Source organism: Aestuariibaculum lutulentum, from assembly GCF_032926325.1.
Lineage (GTDB): Bacteria > Bacteroidota > Bacteroidia > Flavobacteriales > Flavobacteriaceae > Aestuariibaculum > Aestuariibaculum lutulentum.
In genome coordinates this window covers 887,556-910,437 of record NZ_CP136709.1, presented here as the reverse complement: position 1 = coordinate 910,437, position 22,882 = coordinate 887,556, and the positions used below count along the sequence as shown (strand labels likewise).

General features: G+C 35.5%; 15 protein-coding genes. 8 read left to right on the top strand and 7 right to left on the bottom strand.

What is annotated here, in order from left to right; translation table 11 throughout:
* Positions 1-6: 6 nt before the first annotated feature.
* The 7 genes from R1X58_RS03860 to R1X58_RS03830 form a co-directional block, all read right to left on the bottom strand.
* Positions 7-1,251, bottom strand: coding sequence for a glycoside hydrolase family 88/105 protein (locus R1X58_RS03860; protein WP_240572039.1), 1,245 nt, complete (start codon positions 1,249-1,251; stop codon positions 7-9).
* 5 nt (positions 1,252-1,256) lie between these two features.
* On the bottom strand, positions 1,257-2,267 hold the full coding sequence (locus R1X58_RS03855; RefSeq protein ID WP_240572038.1) for a DUF4861 family protein: 1,011 nt from the start codon (positions 2,265-2,267) through the stop codon (positions 1,257-1,259).
* Positions 2,268-2,289: 22 nt separating this feature from the next.
* A complete protein-coding gene (locus R1X58_RS03850; RefSeq protein WP_240572037.1) occupies positions 2,290-3,729 on the bottom strand; it encodes a glycoside hydrolase family 28 protein in 1,440 nt (479 codons plus the stop codon).
* A 115-nt stretch (positions 3,730-3,844) separates the two neighbouring features.
* A complete protein-coding gene (locus tag R1X58_RS03845; RefSeq protein WP_240572036.1) occupies positions 3,845-6,088 on the bottom strand; it encodes a pectinesterase family protein in 2,244 nt (747 codons plus the stop codon).
* A 117-nt stretch (positions 6,089-6,205) separates the two neighbouring features.
* Entirely contained in the window at positions 6,206-7,756 is a 1,551-nt protein-coding gene (locus R1X58_RS03840; protein ID WP_240572035.1) for a DUF5123 domain-containing protein, read from the bottom strand.
* 25 nt (positions 7,757-7,781) lie between these two features.
* Positions 7,782-9,575: a RagB/SusD family nutrient uptake outer membrane protein gene (locus tag R1X58_RS03835; protein ID WP_240572034.1), complete on the bottom strand. Its 1,794-nt coding sequence runs from the start codon at positions 9,573-9,575 to the stop codon at positions 7,782-7,784.
* A 19-nt stretch (positions 9,576-9,594) separates the two neighbouring features.
* Positions 9,595-12,867: a SusC/RagA family TonB-linked outer membrane protein gene (locus R1X58_RS03830; protein ID WP_240572033.1), complete on the bottom strand. Its 3,273-nt coding sequence runs from the start codon at positions 12,865-12,867 to the stop codon at positions 9,595-9,597.
* Between the two features lie 548 nt (positions 12,868-13,415).
* Here R1X58_RS03830 and R1X58_RS03825 point away from each other — a divergent pair.
* The 8 genes from R1X58_RS03825 to R1X58_RS03790 all read left to right on the top strand — a co-directional run bounded on the left by R1X58_RS03825 (position 13,416) and on the right by R1X58_RS03790 (position 22,870).
* The gene (locus tag R1X58_RS03825) at positions 13,416-14,207 is read left to right on the top strand and encodes a T9SS type A sorting domain-containing protein (RefSeq protein WP_240572032.1); all 792 of its coding nucleotides are present in this window, start codon (positions 13,416-13,418) and stop codon (positions 14,205-14,207) included.
* Between the two features lie 281 nt (positions 14,208-14,488).
* The gene (locus tag R1X58_RS03820) at positions 14,489-15,724 is read left to right on the top strand and encodes a T9SS type A sorting domain-containing protein (RefSeq protein WP_240572031.1); all 1,236 of its coding nucleotides are present in this window, start codon (positions 14,489-14,491) and stop codon (positions 15,722-15,724) included.
* A 208-nt stretch (positions 15,725-15,932) separates the two neighbouring features.
* Positions 15,933-16,781 (top strand): dihydrodipicolinate synthase family protein, encoded by an 849-nt coding sequence (locus R1X58_RS03815; protein ID WP_240572030.1) that lies wholly within the window; start codon positions 15,933-15,935, stop codon positions 16,779-16,781.
* A gap of 29 nt (positions 16,782-16,810) precedes the next feature.
* Positions 16,811-18,361: a sodium:solute symporter gene (locus tag R1X58_RS03810; RefSeq protein ID WP_240572029.1), complete on the top strand. Its 1,551-nt coding sequence runs from the start codon at positions 16,811-16,813 to the stop codon at positions 18,359-18,361.
* Between the two features lie 5 nt (positions 18,362-18,366).
* On the top strand, positions 18,367-19,515 hold the full coding sequence (locus R1X58_RS03805; RefSeq protein ID WP_240572028.1) for an iron-containing alcohol dehydrogenase: 1,149 nt from the start codon (positions 18,367-18,369) through the stop codon (positions 19,513-19,515).
* A gap of 3 nt (positions 19,516-19,518) precedes the next feature.
* Entirely contained in the window at positions 19,519-20,544 is a 1,026-nt protein-coding gene (gene pdxA, locus R1X58_RS03800; RefSeq protein ID WP_240572027.1) for a 4-hydroxythreonine-4-phosphate dehydrogenase PdxA, read from the top strand.
* 1 nt (position 20,545) lies between these two features.
* Positions 20,546-21,712 (top strand): four-carbon acid sugar kinase family protein, encoded by a 1,167-nt coding sequence (locus R1X58_RS03795; protein WP_240572026.1) that lies wholly within the window; start codon positions 20,546-20,548, stop codon positions 21,710-21,712.
* Between the two features lie 18 nt (positions 21,713-21,730).
* Entirely contained in the window at positions 21,731-22,870 is a 1,140-nt protein-coding gene (locus R1X58_RS03790; protein WP_240572025.1) for an ABC transporter substrate-binding protein, read from the top strand.
* Positions 22,871-22,882: the final 12 nt, after the last annotated feature.

Below are 22,882 nucleotides of genomic sequence, written 5' to 3'. Positions count from 1 at the left end.
ATTGGCTTATTTGTTTAGTTCTAAGCTGGCCATGATAAATGGTCCAGTTCCTTTAGGGTCGTTGGCACGGATTTTTTCACCTATATAATATTCAAACGAACCATCGCGGTAAGGGTTTCCTCCTAATCCAGCAACTGCACAACATTGGTTTAAATTAACTACACCGTTTTCATCAACAGTAACTAGATTTTCTAAAAGTCCGTTATAAGCTTTGTTCGCAATCTCTAAATATTTTTCCGGTAAGTAGCCTTTATGTGCACCCTTCGCGAATGTATAGGTAAACATCGCTGTTCCTGTTGCTTCTAAATAGTTGCCTTCTCTGTCTCCTTGGTCAAGCACTTGCCACCATAATCCAGATTCATCCTGAACTTTAGTTACAGCTTCAGCATATTGATTTAAGTATTTGATTATTTTTTCGCGTCCTGGATGATTTTCAGGTAAAAGATCTAACACATCAACCATGGCCATACCGTACCATCCCATACCACGAGACCAGAAATGTTGTGAGTTCCCTGTTTCTTTGTTTGCCCATTGTTGTTCTTTGCTTTCGTCCCAACCATGGTATAAAAGACCACTTTTTTCATCACGACTATGTTTTTGAATTAAATCGAATTGAAGTACCACATGGTTATAGATTTCTTCTTTTTTTGCTTCATCCTGAATGTAATCGTTAGCGTATTTTGTATGGAAAGGCTCCGCCATATAAAGTCCGTCTAACCACATTTGGTATGGATAGATTTTTTTATGCCAGTAACCACCATCAGAAGTTGTTGGTTGCGATTCTAACTGACTATCTAAAGTTTCCATTGCTTTTAAGAAACGCTCTTCTTTCGTAATTGGGTATAAGAACAGTAAAACATCACCAGACTTAATCATGTCCAGATTTTGTTTTTCAAGACTGTAGGTGTCGATGGTTCCAGTACTATCGATTAAAGTATCGGCATAATCGTAAATGTAATCGTAGTATTCTTGTTTTTGTGTAGCTTCATATACACGTGCACAAGCGCTTAAAACCAAACCAGGAGTATACGTCCATCGAGCACGAGTGGCGAAGTCTAATTTGGTAGCTTCCGGAAAACGGTGAATTTCAGAAAGCATCATACGTTCAGACCATTTTAGATTTTCAGGAACTATTTTTTCAACAGTTGCTGTAGCTTCTTCTTGAGAGGTTTCTTTTTTTGCATCTTTACAAGAGGTGGCTGATAAGCCTAATGCTAATGTAAAAAGCGCAATGTATTTTGTTGTTTTCATGATAATTATTTTATCGAATTTGTGGTGTTTAATGCCGCTAATTTGCTGTCTAAATCTTTTACGAAATCTTCTTCGGTTTTAATACCGTTTAGTTCTTGTTCCCAGGCAGCTAAAAAGTAATAGGTAACTGTTTCGGTTGTTGGCTTGAAGATAACCAAGTGTTCGTAATCCCCTTTTTTCTGTTCGACAACTTCATTTAATTTGTAGAATAAAGCCATACCTAATTTATCGGCTGGTTCGGCCAAAGTTTGAACGCCATAAGTTGCAATGTATGCCCAAGTTTCACCTTCTTTTTTATGGAAATTTACATTATGGTCTACAATTCCTGTACATAGGCCTTCGATAGCTTTTGATGGTGTTAATTCGGCTTTTGTGTATCGGTCTTCAGGGTAGATGGTTAACTTCGATTTTAAATCGATGTTGTCTTTTCCTGATTCCCAACCTGTGTACATAATATCAATAGTTGAGTTAGTATCTGAATTTGTAATTTTAGCCTTCGTATCCTGTACTTTTTGGAAATGTACCATTGTGTCGGCCATAACGCGACCATAACCACCAATACCCATAGATTTTCCTGCTTTTAAAATATCTTGGCCCCAAGGCGCATCATGGTGATAAGAATCAAATCCATCCTGACCAACATAAGGTAATACTAAAGAATCTGTTTTTTTTCCATAAATGTCAATAGCATTTCGCCAGTCTAAATATAAACGGTAGCCTACCTGTGCGTTTTCCCAACCCGGTCCTTCGTAACGGATATACCACGTGTGGTCGGTGTGCTGTTCAGGAAGTTGCAGTTCAGCTACATTTTTAAAAGAAGTACCTCCTTTATATTCTTCATGCCCGTTTGGTCCATCAACCCATGTCCCGCCTTGTGCAATTGAAATTTCAGCATATGTTTTAGGTATTGATTTTACTTCAGTTACGACCTCTTTTTCATTTTTTTGTTGAGATTTGTTTTCTTTACAAGAGATAAGGCTTAATAAGACAATTGGTAAAATTGCTATTTTTTTCATGATTGGATGTTGTTTGAATGATTTAATATTGTTCACCATTTATGGTTGTGTTTTCAAAGATAACAGGTTCTGAGAATTCAACCGAAAGCGGCGTTTTTGCATTTTTAATATGAACATTTTTAAGTGACACATTTTTGATAGCCATTTCTTCTTCACGTCCTTTGATTAAAATACCGTATTTACCACTGTTTTCAACAGTGATGTTTTCTAAATGAATGTTATTTACTTTTGGCATAAATTCACCTTCCTGATTAGCATAAATTGCGTAGTGAAGATTAATTCTTAATAAAGCTTCTTTTACCTGACCCACCTGAATGTCTTTTACGAACAGGTTTTCAACAAAGCCACCACGTAGTGTATTGGTTTTTATACGTACGGCACGATCTAAATTAGGGCTATCCATTTTACAATTTCTGGCATAAACATTTCTAACACCAGCTGAAATTTCACTACCTAAAACCACACCACCGTGACCATCTTTCATGTAGCAATTTTCTATGACAATATTTTCACTAGGAATGTTTACGCGTCTACCATCGTTATTTCTTCCGGCCTTAATGGCAATACAATCATCACCCGTATCGAAAGTACAATTGGTGATATGAACATTTTTAGAATATTCTGGGTCGCAACCATCGTTATTTGGTCCGTGGCTGCTAACCGTAACACCATCAATGCGAACATAATCACTTTTTAACGGGTGAATAACCCAAAATGGAGCATTAGTAATGGTTACACCTTCAAGCAATACATTTTTACATTCAAAAGGTTCAAAAAACGTAGGACGTAAGTGGTGACCTTTACCAAAAACACGTTCAGAAACAGGTGTTTGTTTGTCGTTCATTTCACGTAAAGAAGGTAAATTGATAGAATCATGTTGTTTGGGAGCACCTTCAACCCAACCATAAGAATCTTTACCACACCAGGGCCACCAATTGGTATTGCTGGCTTGCCCGTTAAGTACACCTTTACCAGTCACCGCAATGTTATTTTGTTTATAAGCACGAATAAGAGGGGAGTAGTTCATAAGTTCTACACCTTCGTAGGATGTATGAACAACCGGTAGGTAATCGTCATGGTTAGTTGAAAACAGTACGTTAGCACCTTCTTCTAAATGTAAATTTACATTGCTTTTTAAAACAATTGGTCCGGTTAAAAAATCGCCGGCCGGAATAATTACTTTGCCACCACCTAATTGACTACAGCTGTCAATTGCTGATTTAATAGCATCAGAATTTAATGTTGTACCGTCAGGAACAGCTCCAAAATCTAGGATATTAAAGGTTCGATCCGGAAAATCTAAAACTTTAATGCTTTCAACAATTTTATCCGCAGCTGCAAAAGCATCGGGTTGTATTTTTTCTTCTTGTTTAGGTTTTTCTTTACACGAGTTAAACGTTAAAGCAACTAATGAAAAAGATATTAAAGCATAACGCTTTAAATGGTTACGTGTAATTTTCATATGATTTTTAATTTAGTTGTAATCGATTGTTAAAAATACTAAAGAAGTCTTGGTTGACATAATTAATATTGAATTATCAAATGTTAAAATTGATAAAATTTTGTTTTTAAATAGCTTATAGTTTAGGCTTCCAATCGTCATTCCCTCTTAAAACATTATCTAAACTGAATACTTCAGCTTCTTTTTTAGAAAGTTGTTTAGCCCATGTTACTCGTTTTGATGATGCTCCTGGTCCGGTAGAACCGTATTCGGCATAAAACGTGGTTTGTTCTGCTTGAGGTTTTCCCCAGTTGTGCCAGCCTTCAGTTTTAATATGTTTATCCATATAACAATCAATCCAAACGGTTTTGGCATAGTCGCGCCAGGGTCTTCCTAAATAAAAGGTGTTTTCTTGAGCGCTTCCTGTTATTTTACAATTTTTGAATACAAATCCGTAAGCAGTGTCTTCATTGGTTGAAGCAGCTGTTACGTAACCGGAATTTTTACAGAAAATTTCGCAATTGTCGAAATAAGCTGTAGACCAGCCAAAAATAAAATCAACAGTACCTTCAATATAGCAGTCTTTGTAATACTGTCTGCTATTGTTTCCATGGCAATATAGGGTGTCCTGATTTCCTAAAAAACGACAATTGTTAAATATGACCTTGTCGCCATCAACTCTTACGGCTACAGCTTGACCAACAGGACCGGCACTATTTTCGAAAGTTATGTTTTCAGCTTTAAAATTATCACCAAAAATGAAAAAGGACGTTGACCCAGTAGTACCCATTTCTTCTCCAAAGCTGTTGTGTTTTTGGGCAAAGTCGTCGTAGGTTAAAATGGTTTTGAACTTATCTTCACCTACAAAAGTGATATTTGTTTTTGAAGCTGGAAGTACCAATTTTTCTTTATAAATTCCGTTTTTTATAAAAATTCGGGTTTCATTTTTTCTAAAGTCGGGCACTGCGTTAATTGCAGCCTGTACAGTAGAGAAATCACCATTGTTATTAGCGTCTACGACAAAATGAAAGTATTTACCATTAATTAGATTTTTTTTTTTTTTTGCAAACCCATTAACTAATGAATTTGCATAAACTTCAATATTGGTAAAACTTTTATCGAGTGTAAAAAGGTTACTGTCGTTTAGATTTGGATTTAGTTTGTTTTCCTTTTCCCAATCGTCAGGCATACCATCTTCATCGGTATCTGTTTTTGGAGTTCCTAATTTTAATTCTGGCCATCCACCAACATTGTCTTGCGAATCTATGATACCATTCTTATAATTCGCACTGCCTTCACGGGTATTATGAATAATTCTGGCATCTACAGCATCTCTTGAAAGACTGTTTCCTGCTTTTTTAAGAACTTCTTCATAAGCTTCTTTAGCACTTTGAGTGGAAGTATTATCAGCAATATCGATTTCAGAATCTTGTTTTGTTTCTAATGGATTATCACACTGAACACCACCATTCCAGTTATTGTTGGAAACGGCATCAAATCCTTCCACATAATTCCCATCAACATAGAATTTTCCGTAAGGTTCAGAAGGGTTTATTATTCTATCTTGTTTCGATTTAGGTGTGGCAGGCCCAGATTTAAAGTAGTTGTTAACTACGTTGTATGTGCCTTTTTCGCCACCGTAAATATTGTTTTCTCCCCAGTTGTAAATGACATTGTTTCTAAAGTCAACAAATTCATTTTTTGAATTTTCAGTTGTCGAAGAACCACTAAATCTAGGGTTTCTACTATTGTTAGAGGCTATTAAGTTGTGATGAAAGGAAGCATTTACGCCACCCCAGATTCCGCCATATCCGTGAGCTCCTTTATGATGCACAGAATTATTTAAAGCTTCAGAAATGATACAGTATTGTAATGTGAAATTTGAATTGTTATAAAAGGAAGCATTTTCATCGGTTGCCCAACTTACAGAGCAGTGATCTATGATAACGTTGTTGGCATCTCGACAGCCTAAGGCATCGCCTTCAACTTTTTCAGCATCGCCCATTCTGAATCTTAAATACCGAATAATAACATTGTCTGCTTTTACTGTAAATGGATAGCCTTTTATGGTAATGCCATCACCGGGAGCGGTTTGTCCTAAAATGCTTAGGTCACCTCTGTTAACATCTAAATCTGATTTTAATTCAATAGTTCCAGAAACCGCAAAGACAATAATTCGAGGTCCTTTTTTAAGAATTCCTTTTCTTAAACTACCTTCTCCGTCATCGTTTAAATTCGTTACAGTATAAACCAATCCACCCCGACCACCTGAGGCATATTTGCCAAATCCTTCAGCGGAAGGGAAGGCTAATTCCTGAGCATGAGATAGGAATGTGATAAATAGAATAAGCGTAAATATGAGTTTGCTTTTTTGAAACATGTTATAAAGTTCATTAATTTATTTTAAATACATACAGAGTATTGTGGTTTTAACAAAAAGAGGTACGTAAAATACATACCTCTTTTTATTTTTATTAAATGTTAACATTGTTATTTATTACTGTCTCCATCTAGGGTCTCCAACCTGATTATCTAATAATGTTTGGTTTGAAATCGTAAAGTCACCAGAAGCAGCGTTTGCGAAACCTGGATCTAATGTGGTATACGATGTTGTAGCATCATAAATGGTTTGAGCGACATCGTAAAAACCAGGAGCATTAAAATAATTATTATTATCAAACTCAGGAGCAGCGTCTGTTCTACTTTGATTAGAATAGTATGCGGTAGTTTCGGCAAACAAATTGTTTCTCGCTATGATTTCATTAGTTTGGAATCTTACATACATGATTCTGTCTGTTGTATCAGAGCACTTATATAAAGTGCAATTTTCTAGTAAAACGTTACAAACTAACCCGCTTTGAGTTGATGTACCTGCATCGTCAATTCTAAAGAAATCTCTTCCAGGAGCACAGTTGTTAAATGTACTCGTGTTTACATTAACATTAAATACATCAGAATTTCTAAAATCGATAAAATCTCCACCACTAGTAAGAATGTTGGTAACAATACAATTTTCAACAGTTATAGTTTGTAGAATGGCATCGGTTACATTTCCCGCAAGAAATGAGCGATCGTAATCATGAATGACGCATCCACTAACTAAAAGGGAATTATAATTTCCGGCAGCGGAATAACGTACAACATCTGTTAATTCTGTTGCGGTATCACCAGTTAAATCCAGATCGATTAAGCTTACATCGGCTGCACCTGTTTCAATAGAGAAACTTACTTTTAACTGTGGTTTGAAATCTGTTCTTAAGCCTTGAATAGTGATAGATTTATCTAAAGTAATTCTTCCTATTTGTGCAGTGTAATCACCTTGTTCTAATAATAAAATATCACCAGAAGCAGCATCGGCAATCATTTGGAATAAATCGTCGTCTGGGGTAACCAGTGTATTGTCACCAATATCGATTCCTGTTGTGAATTCTGAAGTACCTCTAATTTTTGTATTATTATATAAAGTAGCTGTGTAATCAGTTTCAGATGTTAATCCTGTTATAGTTGCTACACCATTTGTTTTTTCTTCCGAAGTTATATCGTATTGAATATCTCCAGGTTGAAGAATAATATGGGTAACATTTAAACCGGCTTCCCAGCGAAGGGTTGCTTGAAGAGCTTCAATATCACCAGCTTCTGAAGGCAACATAATTTGCTCGGTTAGTGTAGTCACCTCGGTAAGGGACCATTTTGAATCTTGAAGATTTCTTGAGCTAACTGCTTTTACTCTAATGGAGTATAAAGTTTCACCTTCTAATCGTATTTGTACAGGAAGTTCTTCCGCAGAAACATCCTGACTTTTAAAAATAGTATTAAAGTCCGGATCATCAGCACTAAACTCAACAACGTAATGATCGATGTTATCATCTGTAGTCCAGTTTAATTCTGCTGTAGTTTGATTTCTAACTCTCGCAGTTAAGGCAACAGGAGCAAACTCTCTGTTTACATCCAGTTCTTCGATTAAATCTTCGTTGTACCCACAGTTATAGACGGTAAGCGCAACAAGCAAAGTAACCATTAATGTTTTTACTATATGTGTGTTTTTCATAATTCTAAAATGTTTAGGTGAAAATCTAGTAGTCGTAATCGTTTACTAACTGACCATTACTGTTATCTATAAAGATTTGCCATATTGGCCAGAACTGTCTGTCGTCTGGGTCAATACCTTCTTTAAATAATGAGTTAATCTCATCGTCATCTAAACCACTATCCCATGCTTTAGAAGAATATTCACTTCCCGGATCGGTAGTTTCTCCTCTGTTTAAACCGTAGATATCTAATGTTTCGTTATCATCTTGGTATTTGTAGTATAAGGTAGTTGGTACATCAGCGTAATCACCTTGTCTTAATTGTAAATCGGTCATTTTGGTTTTAGCTTCTCTTAGTTTATCACCAAGTAAGCCCCAACGAATAAGTGCTTGTTTACGCTGCATTTCTCCTGTAAATTCAAATAAATGTTCGTCAACTATAGCGTTAAACATGGATTGTTTAGTTGTTAGGCTATTTACATAGCTATCAACTTTTTCGGCCTGATCAGCACTATTGAATGCTCTCATTCGAAGTTCTTTAAGATAAGGTGCAGCAGCAGCAGCTCCATCTAATTCATTTGCGGCTTCGGCTGCCATTAAAAGTACTTCGGCGTAGCGCATATACATGAAGTTTACACCATCATCGTTCGTAGATGTTACATAGCGCTTCATCCATTCGTAACGATATTTTCCAAAGTACCAGGTATCTATTCCGACTAATTCTTGTTGAGAAATACTATTAACAGCAGTACCCCATTGGTAAGGCACACAGCTTATGTCTCTACGTGTATCGGCTTCATCAAAATCATAAAAAACGGTTGGTAATGGACCGGCAATTCCTCCTCTTGCTTGACCTGTATATTGGTCTACGCTTCGGTGTCTTACAGCAAAAGAGAAAAGGACACGACCACGACCATCAGCAAATGGTATTTGCCAAAGCGCTTCTCCTCCGGCGTTTATATCTTCTTCGTTTAGTTTTCTCCAAACAGTTTCGAAGGTAGATTCTAATTTTACAGTACCACTGTTAATAACGTCATTACATTCATTTAGTGCTAGACGATACATTTTAGATACTGAAAGATCAGGATCAGTACTTCTTCGAACACCGTCGTTAGGATATTGTTGGAAGCCACTTGCGGCTAACGCTAAGCGTGCTCTAAGTCCTTTAATAAAAGCTTTGTTTACATTTTCAACACTTGAGGTGGTTGAAGCTTCGTTCGGCCAAGGAACTAAAGTAGCGGCTTCACCTAAATCGGCTATTAATTGTTTATAAATAAGGTCTCGACTTGATTTAGCGATGTAAAGTGTTTCTGAGTTAATAGGTTCAAATCGAGCAGGAACATCACCCCATGCTTTAATTAAATCGGCGTAATAAACGGCTCTTAAAGTAAGGGCTTCACCTAAAAGCTGCCCTAATTCTGTACCTGGTTCTGGGTCACCATAGGTGCGAATACCGCGAATACATATATTGGCGCGCTCGATACCGGTATACATCATGGCCCAGGAACTGTTATCACGATTCATTTGATCGTTATTTGGTTTGGTATCGTATATCATTAGTTCACCTTGTGAGCTACCTACTTCATCAGAACTGTAATTCCATTCTGTATCTGTATTAAAACCGTAAAATGGAATATGACGACCTCTGTAAGAGTTGGTTTGCCCCATTGGTTCTAGAATACCATCAACTGCCCCACGCGCTAATCCTGCATTTGAAAAAATAAGGGATTCGTCTAAGGTTGATTGTGCTGGTGCATCTAAAAAATCTGACTCAATTTCCTGACAAGAAAATGATACTCCAGCTACTATTATTCCAAGTATTATTTTGATATATTTCATTTTTCTAAACAATTTTTAATTAAAAATTAAGGTTTAACCCAAAAACAAATTGTCTGCTTCTAGGATATGGAGAATAGTCTACACCTGGAGTTAAAGGTGTTTTTCTTCTGGTTGAAACCTCTGGGTCTAATCCTGAGTAGTCTGTAATAATGAAAACGTTATTAGCAGTAGCGTAAAATCTTAAATTTGAAATACCTATTTGAGACATATACTTTTCTGGTACTGTATAGCCTAAAGTCAGGGTGTTTAATCTTAAGAAAGAAGCATCTTCAACAGCCCAGTCACTAAATACATATCTAGACATGTACGGAGACCACATAGATGTATTAGCATTAAGAGCTTCAAGTTCTACTGGGTCGGTTACTAATGTGCCTGTTTCTGCATTTAAATTAGTCCATCGTTTTCCATCAGCCATTATAGAGCTTAAGTTTCTATACTGAGCATTATTGTTTGAAGTTGTAAATTCTATTTTATTGGCATTGTAAACATCATTTCCAACACTAAAGTTAAATGCAGCAGATAAATCGAACCCATAAGCACGAGCATTAAGTGTAAAACCTCCAGTGAAATCAGGTAGAGCATTTCCAATAATGGTTTGATCATCAGCAGTAACTTCACCATCATCATTAAGATCTTTTAATTTCATCATACCAGGAACAGCACCACCAAGCCATGAATTTTCTGTAACACCTGTTTTTAAGGTGTATTCTCCAGAGGCAGTGTCGTAATCGAAGTCTGAAACTTCGTAGCGACCATCACTTTTAAACCCGTACATAGCTCCTAAGGATTCTCCTACGTTAATAACATAGTCATTACCTATTTGTGTCGATGCCCAGTTGGTGTTAATTCCAAAATCGTCCATAATTCCTAAAGAGTTGATTTTGTTTCTATTCATACCACCGTTAATTGAGAAGTCTAAACCAAAATTAGGTTTGTCGACTGCAATTACACTTAAAGAGCCTTCAAAACCAGTGTTTTGGGTTTCTCCCATATTGCGATATTGTGATTCGTATCCTGTCCCAGGTACTGGAAAGTTAATAAGTAAATCTTCAGTAACATTTTTATAAACTTCTAAGGAACCTGTAAAACGGCTTTTAAATAAGCTAAAATCTAAACCGATATTTTGGGTTACTGTAGTTTCCCATTTCAAATCTGGATTGGCTAAAGTGTTTGATGTTCTCCAGTAGTTCGATACATTATTAATGTAGGTTGTATTTGAAGATTGGAAAGTTTGAACTGTTTGACCTGCAGGAATATTGTTGTTTCCGGCTTCACCATAACTTAATCTTATTTTAAGTGTATTAATCCAATCTGTGTCTTTTAAGAAGTTTTCTTCAGAAATTTTCCATGCAAAGGCAGCTGAAGGGAAGTACCCCCAATGGTTATTTCCTAAAAATTTACTCGATCCATCAGCACGGTATGTAGCTGTAAATAAATAACGGTTTTTAAAGTCATAATTTACACGTCCAAAGAAAGATAGTAATTTGTCATTTGGAGCATATGAGTTATCTACAAAAATAGGGGTTCCTTGAGATGTTAATTTTTTTGACGTATTGAAATCAAAGAAATCAGGAAAACCTTGAACTTCGTTAGTAAGTGTGTTGGTTTCTGTGATAATCATTTCTTCTCCAACTAATACTTTTAAACTATGATCTTCACTTAAGATCTTTTTAAAATCATAATTTAAAGTGTTGGCATTTCTAAATCTAACTTGTTTTTCATCTTCCCATTTTAAAGAAGGTAATCCTTGATTTTCAGCAGAAGGTCTATTGCTTGCGTAATATGTAGAGCGGCCAAAAAATCTGTAATCTAAGTCGTTTCTATTATCTAAACCTAAATCCATTTTGTATTTAAGGTTGTCTATAATTTCCCAGCCAAAACTCCCTACCATATTGAAGTTTTTTCTAAGTTTTTGTCTTTGATTGTCATCAACTGCAACAAAAGGATTTACTAAATAGCTAGATAAAGCCTCATCAGTATCGTCGGTTGTTAAACCTGGAAGTGGGATAGGTGAGTATCCTACACTGTGTCTCAATCTGGCATCAGCAGATGAAATTTCGTCCTGTTCGTTTGCCCCGCCACCATTAATTTCTGTGTCAGAATAACGTAAGGTGAAAGTTAAATCTACTTTATCACTAGGAGCACTTTTTAAAGATAGCGCTAAGTTATTTCTTTTAAAATCAGAACCTAACATAATCGCTTTTTCATCGTAAAGGGTGTAGCTAAAATTGAAATTAAGCTTTTCAGTACCTCCACGAACTGCTAAGTTACGATTTTGTACTTCTCCCATCTGACCATAAATTTGCTTTTGCCAGTTGTTACCTTTCATACCTATATATTGGTCGTAGTCTTGCCATTGACCAAAATATTTTTCGTAAGATTCAGCAGGGTCATCACTTCCATTATTTCTAAGAAGAGCATATTCGTATTGCCATTTTACAAAATCTTCAGGTGAAAGTACATCAATAGTGTTAGCTATTTTCTTTACACCATAAAACATATTAAAGTTGGCCGAAATTTTACCGTCTTTACCACTTTTAGTGGTAATAATGATAACACCATTAGCACCACGGGAACCATAGATGGCAGTTGAAGATGCGTCTTTTAAAACAGTTATGTTTTCAATATCGGAAGAAGAAACATCACTCATACTGTTAACAGGGAATCCATCTACAATTATTAAGGGAGAACTGTCTTGAGTAATAGATCCACCTCCACGAACACGAATATTAACTTCGGCATCAGGAGATCCTTCAGAAGCTGTTACTTGAACACCAGCAAGTCTACCAGTTAAGGCCTCAGCAACGCTTGCAATAGGTTGTTTTTCTAAGGTTTCACCCCCAATAGTTACAACCGAACCAGTTAAGTCCGATTTTTTAGCTGTACCATAACCAACTACAATTACTTCGTCTAAAGATTCTAAACTAGGTTGAAGTGTTATGTTGACGGTTTTTTTGTTATTTAAATTAATTTCTTGTTTTTCATAACCGACATACGAAAAGACAAGAATTGAGTTAGGACTTTCTACACTTAAGGAGAAATTCCCATCGAAATCGGTAGAGGTTCCATTACTTGTCCCTTTTACAATTACTGTAACTCCGGGAAGAGGACCTCCAAATTCGCCACCATCAGTTACAGTTCCGCTTACAGTAATAGATTGTGCATATATTACTCCGGAGAAAAGTAAAAAAACACCAAAAATTAAGCCTAAACGGCCTGTTTTATGCGGCGGTGTTTTTCTTCTCGCATTGAGTAAGAAAAATTCATGATCAAAAAATGCATAGTTTGCCATAGATAGTTTGTTTAATTGTTTATTAAAAGAGTGTTTAGTTTTTTAAAGAGGAAGAGGGGATAATTCATTAAGTCATAATTAGTTTGTTTTAGTTGTTGTTTTAATCAATCGCTCTTTTTTTGGTTAGAAAAAAGAGGTGGTGAAATTTCTAAGAAGCAGCTGTAAATACTAGGTTTTACTGAAGCTTACAGCGAATATTAGAACTTTATAATGTAATCGATTGCCTCAAATATAATTATTATTTTTTTCTCGGCAAATTATTATGAAATATTTAATCAATAGACTTTTAATTTGATGTATGGTAATATTTTTAATATAAAAATGAATAGTTGGTAATTCAAGTCTTTTTTAAGGATGTTTTATTTGAAAGCTTCTTGTTTATTGGCTTTTCAGTAGCCTTTAAGGTTGATTTTCTTTGTAGTTTATTGATTTTATGGTTTTTAGTTTTATTTTTTTTGTAAAAAAAGTTGGATGAATTAAAAAAAAGTGTAATTTTAGAACAATCGATTACATATTATTTTAACAATTAAACTAAATAACCATTTAACATGAAAAAACAATTACTTTTTAGTGCAATTCTGGGAATTGCTTTTTCTTTAACAACTTCCGCTCAAAAGGTTTGGGATTTGGCTAATGATACTACAAACTGGCCTGTGAGTGCGGGGATAACAGCGGCAGGAGGTCCTGTCGTAGTTGATAATTTGGCGATATATCCACATAGTTCGAGTGATAACATGGCCCAAATAGAATCGAGTTCTTCATCTTTTACGGATGGATTCACTGGAGCAAATAGATTTAAAACTAATGGAAGTGGAGGCGTAGATCCGTCTAACGGAGAATATTTGCCTTCTGTACGATATTTAAAATTTTCTGTTTTAGGGGCATGTACCATAAAAGTGTGGTGTAGAAGTGGAGGATCAAGTGCTCGTAGTTTATATATTACAGATGGGACATCACTAATAGCTGAACAAGCTGCGACTGACAGTAGTACTTATTATATTTTAGAGGGTAGTTATACTGGTGGAGCTGGTTCTATTTACATCTTTGGTTCTAATAACTTTAGCTTGTATAAAATTGAAGTAACAGCAAATATAGGAACTACAACTCTAAGTTTAGACAATGCATCTCCAGTTTCAACTAATTTAAAAGCTATTGGAAGTAAGGTTTATGTGTCTAATGTAATCTCTAAAACAGATATCAATATTTATAGCTTAACAGGGGCTTTGGTGAAAAGTATTTCAACAACCAGTGACATGAATTTTGATTTTAGATCAGGGTTATATATAGCAACTATAAAGACTAGTGAAGGGGAAAAGACTATGAGAATTTTCGTTAAATAGTTTGTCTTTTTATAGTAAAAAAAGGGTGTGCGATTTTCGCATACCCTTTTTGTTTTTAGTGTCTATAACAATTTTAATTTTGAAGTAATACTAGAATAATTGAGCTTGCTTTTTTAATGTAAAATTCTTAACTTGAAGAACTTATTTTTTAAAATTTATAAAATTGACCGCCGTTCAAAAATGTTTATCGATTGTTTTTAATTGAATACATTAGCTCTTTAATTTCTATACTATTGAAGAAATTATATTAAACTAAATTATAAATTAAACTATTTACTAAAATGAAAAAAAAATTACTATTATCCATTTTTTCAATATCTATTTTATCTGCAGTTTCGCAGGCGCAAATTAAATATTGGGATTTTGGAGCAAAAGAATTAGGAACAGGGTATGACAACATGATGCCCGTTAATTATTTAAATGCCTTTGCCAATTACAACAGACAGCTTGATTGGGTTGATGCAGGGGACAATGTTGTAACAAATTATGCAGATGGTGTAAAGTATAAAGCAAAAGTTGGTTTTGATTTAGAAGATGGTGAGAGTGCTGAGTCTTTATACTGGAAGTTTGGTACAAATTTTAGTGTTTATGCTGATTATTCGGGTAGTGCTCGTTTTCAAGTAACTTCAAAAGGATCTTCGCCAACACCTCCAGGTGGTACTTTACTAAGTGGAGGGAGTTTGTATACAAAACCTCAAATGATGCCCGACCTGGATGGTTCTGTAGATCTTGTGTTTAAAAGAGATAGTAATAGTGACAGAATTTTAACTGTAAATACAGGGGTTACACGTTTTGATGAGCGTACAGATATGCCTGATGGCATGGATGGAACCTTGTATCCTGGATGTTTACAATACACTACACCTGGAGAAAAGCGTTATAATAGAAGTGGAGGTAGAGGTCTTTTAATAAATCTGGAAGCAGGTCAATGGGTAACTGTTGTAGGTTCAGGACAATATGTAGATATTAATGGAGATGGAACTCAGGGATTTAGTACAGGTTACATTAAATTCGAAACTTTTGGAGGTACTGGAACGCCTGTAGATATTGATGATTGGGGAGATGGTACAGGGAGTGCTACTGGACCTATCGATGGATCAGATACAGGAGATGAAGCGGTTCGTGTAATGCAGTTTCAAGCGATTGATGCGGGAACTTATAGTCTTTCAAACAGAGGTGGTACGTTACGTATTTATAGAGTGTATCTAGGTAAAGTAGATGCTTCTTTAGGGGCTGGATTACAGACTAGAATTTTTGAAAATGGAGTATATGCTAGAACACTTTCTACAAAAGATAAAGTTTTAAAAGTATCTACAGATGTTCAAGCTAGAGGAAATAGAATTTATGTGTCTAATGTAATTTCTAAAACTGAAATTAATATCTACAGTATTACAGGAGCTTTAATTAAATCTGTTTCTACAAAAGAAGATATGGATTTCTCTTTCAGATCAGGTCTTTACATTGCAACAGTAAAAACAGCAGAAGGACAAAAATCAGTTAAATTATTAGTGAAATAAAATAATCTATTTAATAAATAGTAAACTAAAGGGATGTGCAATTGCACATCCCTTTTTGTTTATAATAGTACAGAGTTTAACAGTCCTGTTATGTGTTTTTCTGTGGTTTATGAAATTGTTCATCGTTCAAAAATATTATCAAAATATTAATAATTTAATAATATTGTGTAAAACGAATTAAATGTTCGTCAATTAAACTAAACTATTTATGCAAAAACGATTTTCGGGTGTGGTGGTTCCTATGATTACACCTCTAAATAAAGATTTAACGGTTGATTTAGGTTCTGTGTCTAAATTGATGAAATTATTTAGTCAAAACAATATACATCCATTAGTTTTAGGTACAACAGGTGAATCTTCTTCTGTTAACGAAATGGAGAGTTTAAGATTGTTGGATGCTGCAGTTGAAGCAAAGACTAAAACGCAATGTATTTATGCTGGTTTAGTGGGTAATCAAGTAGATGATGTTGTTCATAGAGGTAATAAATATATAGAGTTAGGTGCTGATTGCGTGGTTGCAACCTTGCCATCATACTATGGTTTAAGTTCTAAACAAATGATATTGTTTTATAAAACACTTGCTGATAATATTTCTGGACCTGTTATGATGTATAATATTAAGGCAACAACCCAAATGTCAATTCCTTTAGACGTAATAGAGGAGTTATCTGAACACCCTAATATCTGGGGCTTAAAGGATTCAGAGCGTGATGAGAAGCGATTAGAGACTTGTGTTGATTGCTATAAGAATAATGAAAATTTCTCCTTTTTCTGCGGATGGGGTGCTCAGGGAGCAAGTAGTTTAAAGTTAGGTGCAGATGGTATTGTGCCTAGTACTGGTAATTATGTGCCAGAAATGTATAATAATCTATATAAAGCGGCTCTTGATAATGATTGGGAAACTTGTTTGAACTGGCAAAAAGAAACAGATCGCGTTGCTTTGGAATATCAAAAGGATAAAACCTTAGGAGAGTCCTTAGCTTTTTTAAAGTTGCTCATGAGTAAAAAGGGCTTGTGTAATAAAACCATGATGCCACCATTAACCGAGGTGGAATAATTAAACTAACTAAACAAGACTAAACTATTATGTTAAACATTCATTGGGTTGATTACTTAATTGTAATTATATCTGTTCTGTTCACTTTAGGAGCGGGTTTTTATTTTGCGAATCGACAAAAGAGTTCAGATCAGTATTTTTCAGGAAGTAAAACGATACCAGCATGGGCTATAGGTATATCTATTTTTGCAACACTTATAAGTAGTGTAACATTTTTAGCTTATCCTGCAGCAGCCTATAAATCGAATTGGATTTTATTAGTTCAGGGGTTGATGGTACCAATTGTACTTATAGGTTTAATTTGGGTTATTGTTCCGCTGTTTAGAAAGGTGATTCGATTAAGTACTTATGAGTATTTTGAAAGACGTTTTAGTGTGTTTGCTAGGATGTATAGTTCCTTGGCTTTTATTCTAACCCATTTTTCTAAAATGGGAACGGTACTTTATCTTGTTAGTTTGGCGCTTGCAACATTAACAGGTTATAATGTTGTTTTGTTTATTGTTTTTTTAACTATTGTTGTCATTTTTTTAACCTTACTAGGAGGGATAGAAGCTGTTATTTGGATGGATGTCATTCAGGGGTTTTTGTTAATCGGAGGAGGGTTATTTTGTGCCGGCATTTTATTGTTCGGTTCAGAGCAAGATGCTGGATATATGCTGAGTGAAGCCATAACAATGAAAAAAATTGATTTTGGGCCTTATAACTTTAGCTTTTCAGAGCTTACTTTTTGGGTCATGGTTATAAATGGCGTATTTTATGCATTGCAGAAGTATGGAACAGATCAAACTATAGTACAACGGTATTTAGCTGCTAAAAGTGATAAGGATGCAAAAAAAGCGGCTTATATAGGAGTGTTAGGAAGTGTACCGGTTTGGGGGTTATTTATGCTAATCGGGTCCTTGTTATTTGTATATTACAATGCAGGACTAGGACATAATTTGCCGGAAGGAATCACAACCGATCAGGTGTTTACCTATTTCATAGGGACAAAACTACCGGTGGGAGCTGTAGGGTTAGTTTTGGCTGCATTAATAGCGGCTGCCGTTTCAAGTCTGGATTCAGATATGAATTGTCTGGCAGCTATTGGGGTTGAAGATTTTTATCAGCGATTTAACCCGAATTGTACCGATAGGCAACGCTTAATTGTTGGAAGGTTGCTTGTGTTGTTTTCAGGTTTAGCCACAGCGGGTGTTGCATTACTTTATGTGGCCTGGGAAGGACAAGGTGTATTAGGTGTGGTGTTTAAGCTGTATGCTATTTTTTCTGCTGGTATAGTGGGGATATTTATGTTAGGGTTGTTTTCTAAAAGAGCCAATAAGCAAGGGTTGCATCTAGGGATTTATACCTGTATACTGTTTACAGCTTATGCTATTTTAACAACTACAGAAATTGATGGCAAATTAATACTGGATTTAGGAAAATATAATTTCCCTCATCATAAATATATGCTAGGAGTTTATAGTCACCTTATCGTTTTAGTGATAGGGTATTTTGCGAGTTTGTTATTTAAATCAGATGATGCAGCAGATGAACTAACCATATTTGGTTATTTTAAATTAAAAGAGAAAAGTAACGTTTAAAGAGGATGGATTCAATTACTTTATTACAGCCACAGAAAATCATATTTGGGAGTGGGTCTTTAAAAAAGCTTGTCGAAGATAGAAATATAGAAAAGTCACAACGTATTCTGTTTTTAGTGGCACCACCATTGTTGGGGGTTGTGAAATCTGTAGTAGAAGAACTGACTGCTAATAGCAAGAAGGTTTATCTTGCAGAGTACAAATTTTTAGGGGAACCGACATTTTCACAATTCAATACCTTACTGGAAGAGAACAAATCTTTAAATCCGGATTGTATTGTTGGTGTTGGGGGTGGAAGTGTGTTGGATTGTGCTAAATTATTGGCGGCACTTTTAAAAAATGATCAGAAGTTAGAAGATGTTGTTGGGATAGGTTTTCTTAAAGAGAGAGTGCTAAATTTAATATGTATTCCAACAACTTCCGGAACAGGAAGTGAGGTCTCTCCAAATGCGATATTATTAAATGAAGCATCTCAGGCCAAAAGTGGTATTATTAGCCCGTATTTAGTGCCTGATGCATGTTACCTCGATCCTGCTTTAACCATTAGTTTACCACCTAAACTAACAGCCGAAACAGGAATAGATGCCTTATCACATTGTATCGAAGCATACACCAATAAATTTGCTCATCCAACGGTGGATGTTTATGCTTTAAAGGGGATCGAATTAATAGCTGCAAATATTGAAAAGGCTTATTTAAATGGGAATGATATTCAAGCGCGTTCTGCATTATTACTAGGTTCAATGTATGGAGGGCTTTGTTTAGGTCCGGTAAATACTTCAGCTGTACATGCCCTTTCTTATGGGTTGGGAGGTAAGTTTCATGTGCCTCACGGACTTTCAAATGCTATTTTAATGCCAGAAGTACTTCGGTATAATTTATCGGCGAGTCCCAAGCGACACGCAGAGGTAGCTCGAGCATTAGGGATAACTATAAAGGGGACAGATGAAGCCATATCCTTGGCTGGAATTGAAAAAATAGAAGCCATATCAAGAGTGTGTAATATACCACTGAGACTAACCGAGATAGGTGTTAATGAAGTTGTGATTCCAGAGTTGGCAGATATTGCGATGAAAGTAACAAGATTATTGAAAAATAATCCGAGAGAGGTTACGAGAACTGATGCCATAAACATTTATAAAAAATTACTTTAAAATATGAAACCTAAAGTAGGAATATCCATGGGAGATCCGGCAGGAATAGGACCGGAAATCATTATTAAAACCTTAGAATTAAAGGATGTTTATGAGCGTTGTTATCCTTTAGTTGTTGGTGATGCTAAAACGATGGATAGAGAGGTAAAAGCATTAAAATCATCTTTGAAAATCAATACTATTAAAAACGTTCAGGATGCTAAATTTGAGCATGGGACCATTGATGTTTATGATTTAGAAAATGTAGATATTGAAAAATTAAAACCAGGAGTAGTTTCTGCTATGGCAGGTAAGGCCGCTTTTGAAGCCGTTGTGAAGAACATTGCTTTGGCTTTAGATGGAGATATAGATGCAACAGTAACGGCTCCAATAAATAAAGAGTCTATTCATAAAGCTGGCCATAAGTATTCAGGGCATACCGAAATTTATGCGGATTATACTGATACAAAAAAGTATGCTATGCTTTTAGCTGATGAGAATTTCAGAGTGATTCATGCAAGTACGCACGTTTCGTTAAGGCAAGCTTGTGATTTATGTAAAAAAGAACGTGTTTTTGAAGTGATTACTTTATTGCATGATGCATGTAAAAATTTTGGAATTAAAAATCCTAGGATTGCAGTTGCCGGATTGAATCCCCATGCAGGAGAAAATCAATTGTTTGGAGACGAAGAGGTCAAAGAAATAATTCCAGCCATCGAGGAAGCTAATAGCAAGGGATATCATGTAGAGGGACCATTTCCGCCAGATACCATGTTTGTTAAAGCTGTACAAGGAAAGTTCGATGGGTGTGTGGCTATGTATCATGACCAGGGACATATTCCTTTCAAGCTGGAAGGCTTTAAATGGGATAATGAAAAAGGAACAATGAAGAGTGTAAAAGGCGTGAATATAACTTTAGGGTTACCAATCATTCGAACTTCGGTAGATCATGGAACAGCTTTTGAAATTGCAGGACAAGGTATCGCTTCTGCCGATGCCATGCTAGTAGCTATTGATTATGCCATAGTCATGGCTAAAAATAGGGTGTAGTATGATAACTGTAATTGCAGATGATTTCACCGGTGCAGCAGAGATTGCTGGTATTTGCCTTAGGTACGGTATTGATGTTGCTTTCGGAATTGATGTTGTTCCTGAAAACAATGCTTTAATCTCTGTAATAGCTACGGATTCACGTTCATTATCAGAAGATGAAGCTTATAATATTCATTTGCAATTAGTAAGTAAAGTTCTGAAAAGGAACTCAAATCAAATGATATTTAAAAAATGCGATTCTGTACTTCGTGGTCATATTTTAGTAGAGTTAAAGGCAACGATGAAAGCTACAGAAAAGAATAAGGTTATTTTACAACCGGCAAACCCAACGGGAGGACGTTTTATAGAGAAAGGAGTTTATTATGTAGAAGGTATAGAAATAGGAAAAACGGGGTTTGTTAATGATCCGGATTTTCCTGCTAAGACTTCTTCTGTTAAAGAATTACTTTTAAATAGAACTAAAAATCATGCTTTTAAAGCTGATAATATTCATTTGGAGGGATTCAATGATTTGGAATCTGATGGTATTTATATTTCAGATTGTAATTGTGAATCAGATTTAATAAAAGCGTTAGAGTATTTTGAAAAATCAACTTGCTTAGTAGCGGGGAGTGCTGCTTTTTTTGAACAATTTTTAATTAAAAATCAGTTAAGTCTTAAAAATAATTCAAAATCACATCAAGAATCCTTTGAAAATTATTTCCTTGTCTCAGGAAGTATACATCCAAATAGCGTAAAATTTGCTAGTGAGTTAAAGCAAAAAGGGTGTCCGGTATTACTGTTTCCTGATTATTTTCTGGAAAAGGAACTTGAAGAAAATCGTTTTAAAAGTTGGATATCCCTTATAGAAAAAGAGTTGGATTCAGTTGGAAAGGCGGTATTAAGGGTTTCAAATCAGGTGGTTAAATTTGAGAATAGTTCCTTGTTGTTAAAACAGAGATTATCTAGGGTTGTAAAGGAAGTTATAAACAGAACCAGAGTTGAAGAAATTTTTATCGAAGGAGGAGCAACCGCTTACAATATTTTAAAAACACTAGGATGGAATGAGTTTGTTCCACTTACAGAGCTGAGTCCTGGAGTTGTTAGGCTAAAAAAAAAGAATGAAGAAGTGTATATAACCGTAAAGCCAGGGAGTTATCAATGGCCCAAAGGGTTGTTACAATAATTAAGAATTGAAAAATAAATGATAAATTTAAAAGGAATTGCTTGGAATCATACACGTGGTTTTACCTCTGTAGTCGCCACAGCACAACGATTTGAAGAATTATATCCTGATGTTAGAATTACCTGGGAGAAGCGTTCATTGCAGGCCTTTGCCGATGCTCCACTGGACGTGTTAACAAGTGAGTATGATTTGTTAATCATGGATAATCCTCATGTGTCGATAGCTGCAAGAGATCAGGTGTTATTACCTTTCGATGATTATTTGAGTCAGGAATTTTTAAAGGAATTGGCCGATAATAGTGTGGGTAAGTCGAACGCGAGTTACAATGTAGATGGAAAACAATGGACCTTGGCAACCGATGCAGCAACACCAATAGCGACTTGGAGAGAAGATTTAATGTTGAAAAAAGGCTTAGACGTTCCCAAAACTTATGAGCAACTTATTGAACTCGCAAAAACAGGAGTAGTAGGTTTTGCTTCAATACCAATCGATACTTTAATGCATCATTATATGTTTTGTATTGCTTTGGGAGCCAATGTTTTTGAAAGTAAAACAGAAGCAGCACCCAGACAGATTATGATTGAAGCCATTAAGATGTACAGAGATTTAGTTAGTTTGATTCCTGCATATTGTTTGGAAATGAATCCTATTAAAATGGCAGAACACATGACGCAAACCAATGAGATTGTTTATAGTCCATTTAATTACGGGTATTCGAATTATTCAAAAAAGAATTATGCAGAGCATAACCTAAAGGCAGGAGGGTTAGTTACCTTTAATGGAAAAAGGTTACGGTCTACTTTAGGAGGAGCAGGTATAGCCGTATCGGCAACAACGAAACATGCTGAAGCCGCTATGAAATATGCTGAATTTTTAGCATCAGAGAAAATACAGTCAGGACTTTATTTTGAATTTGGTGGACAACCAGGACATAGAAAATCATGGTTAAATGAAGATGTAAATGCACAGTGTAAAGACTTTTTTAAAGATACTTTACAAACTTTAGATGAAGCTACTATGCGTCCGCAGTATTATGGCTATATGCATTTTCAGGATGAAGCCAGTCCGGTAATTCACGATGCGGTTACCGGAAAAGTAGCGGTTGAAAGCGCTGTAGATAAAATGAATGAAATTTATAGAGAATCACTAACACATTAATATTTTAATAAA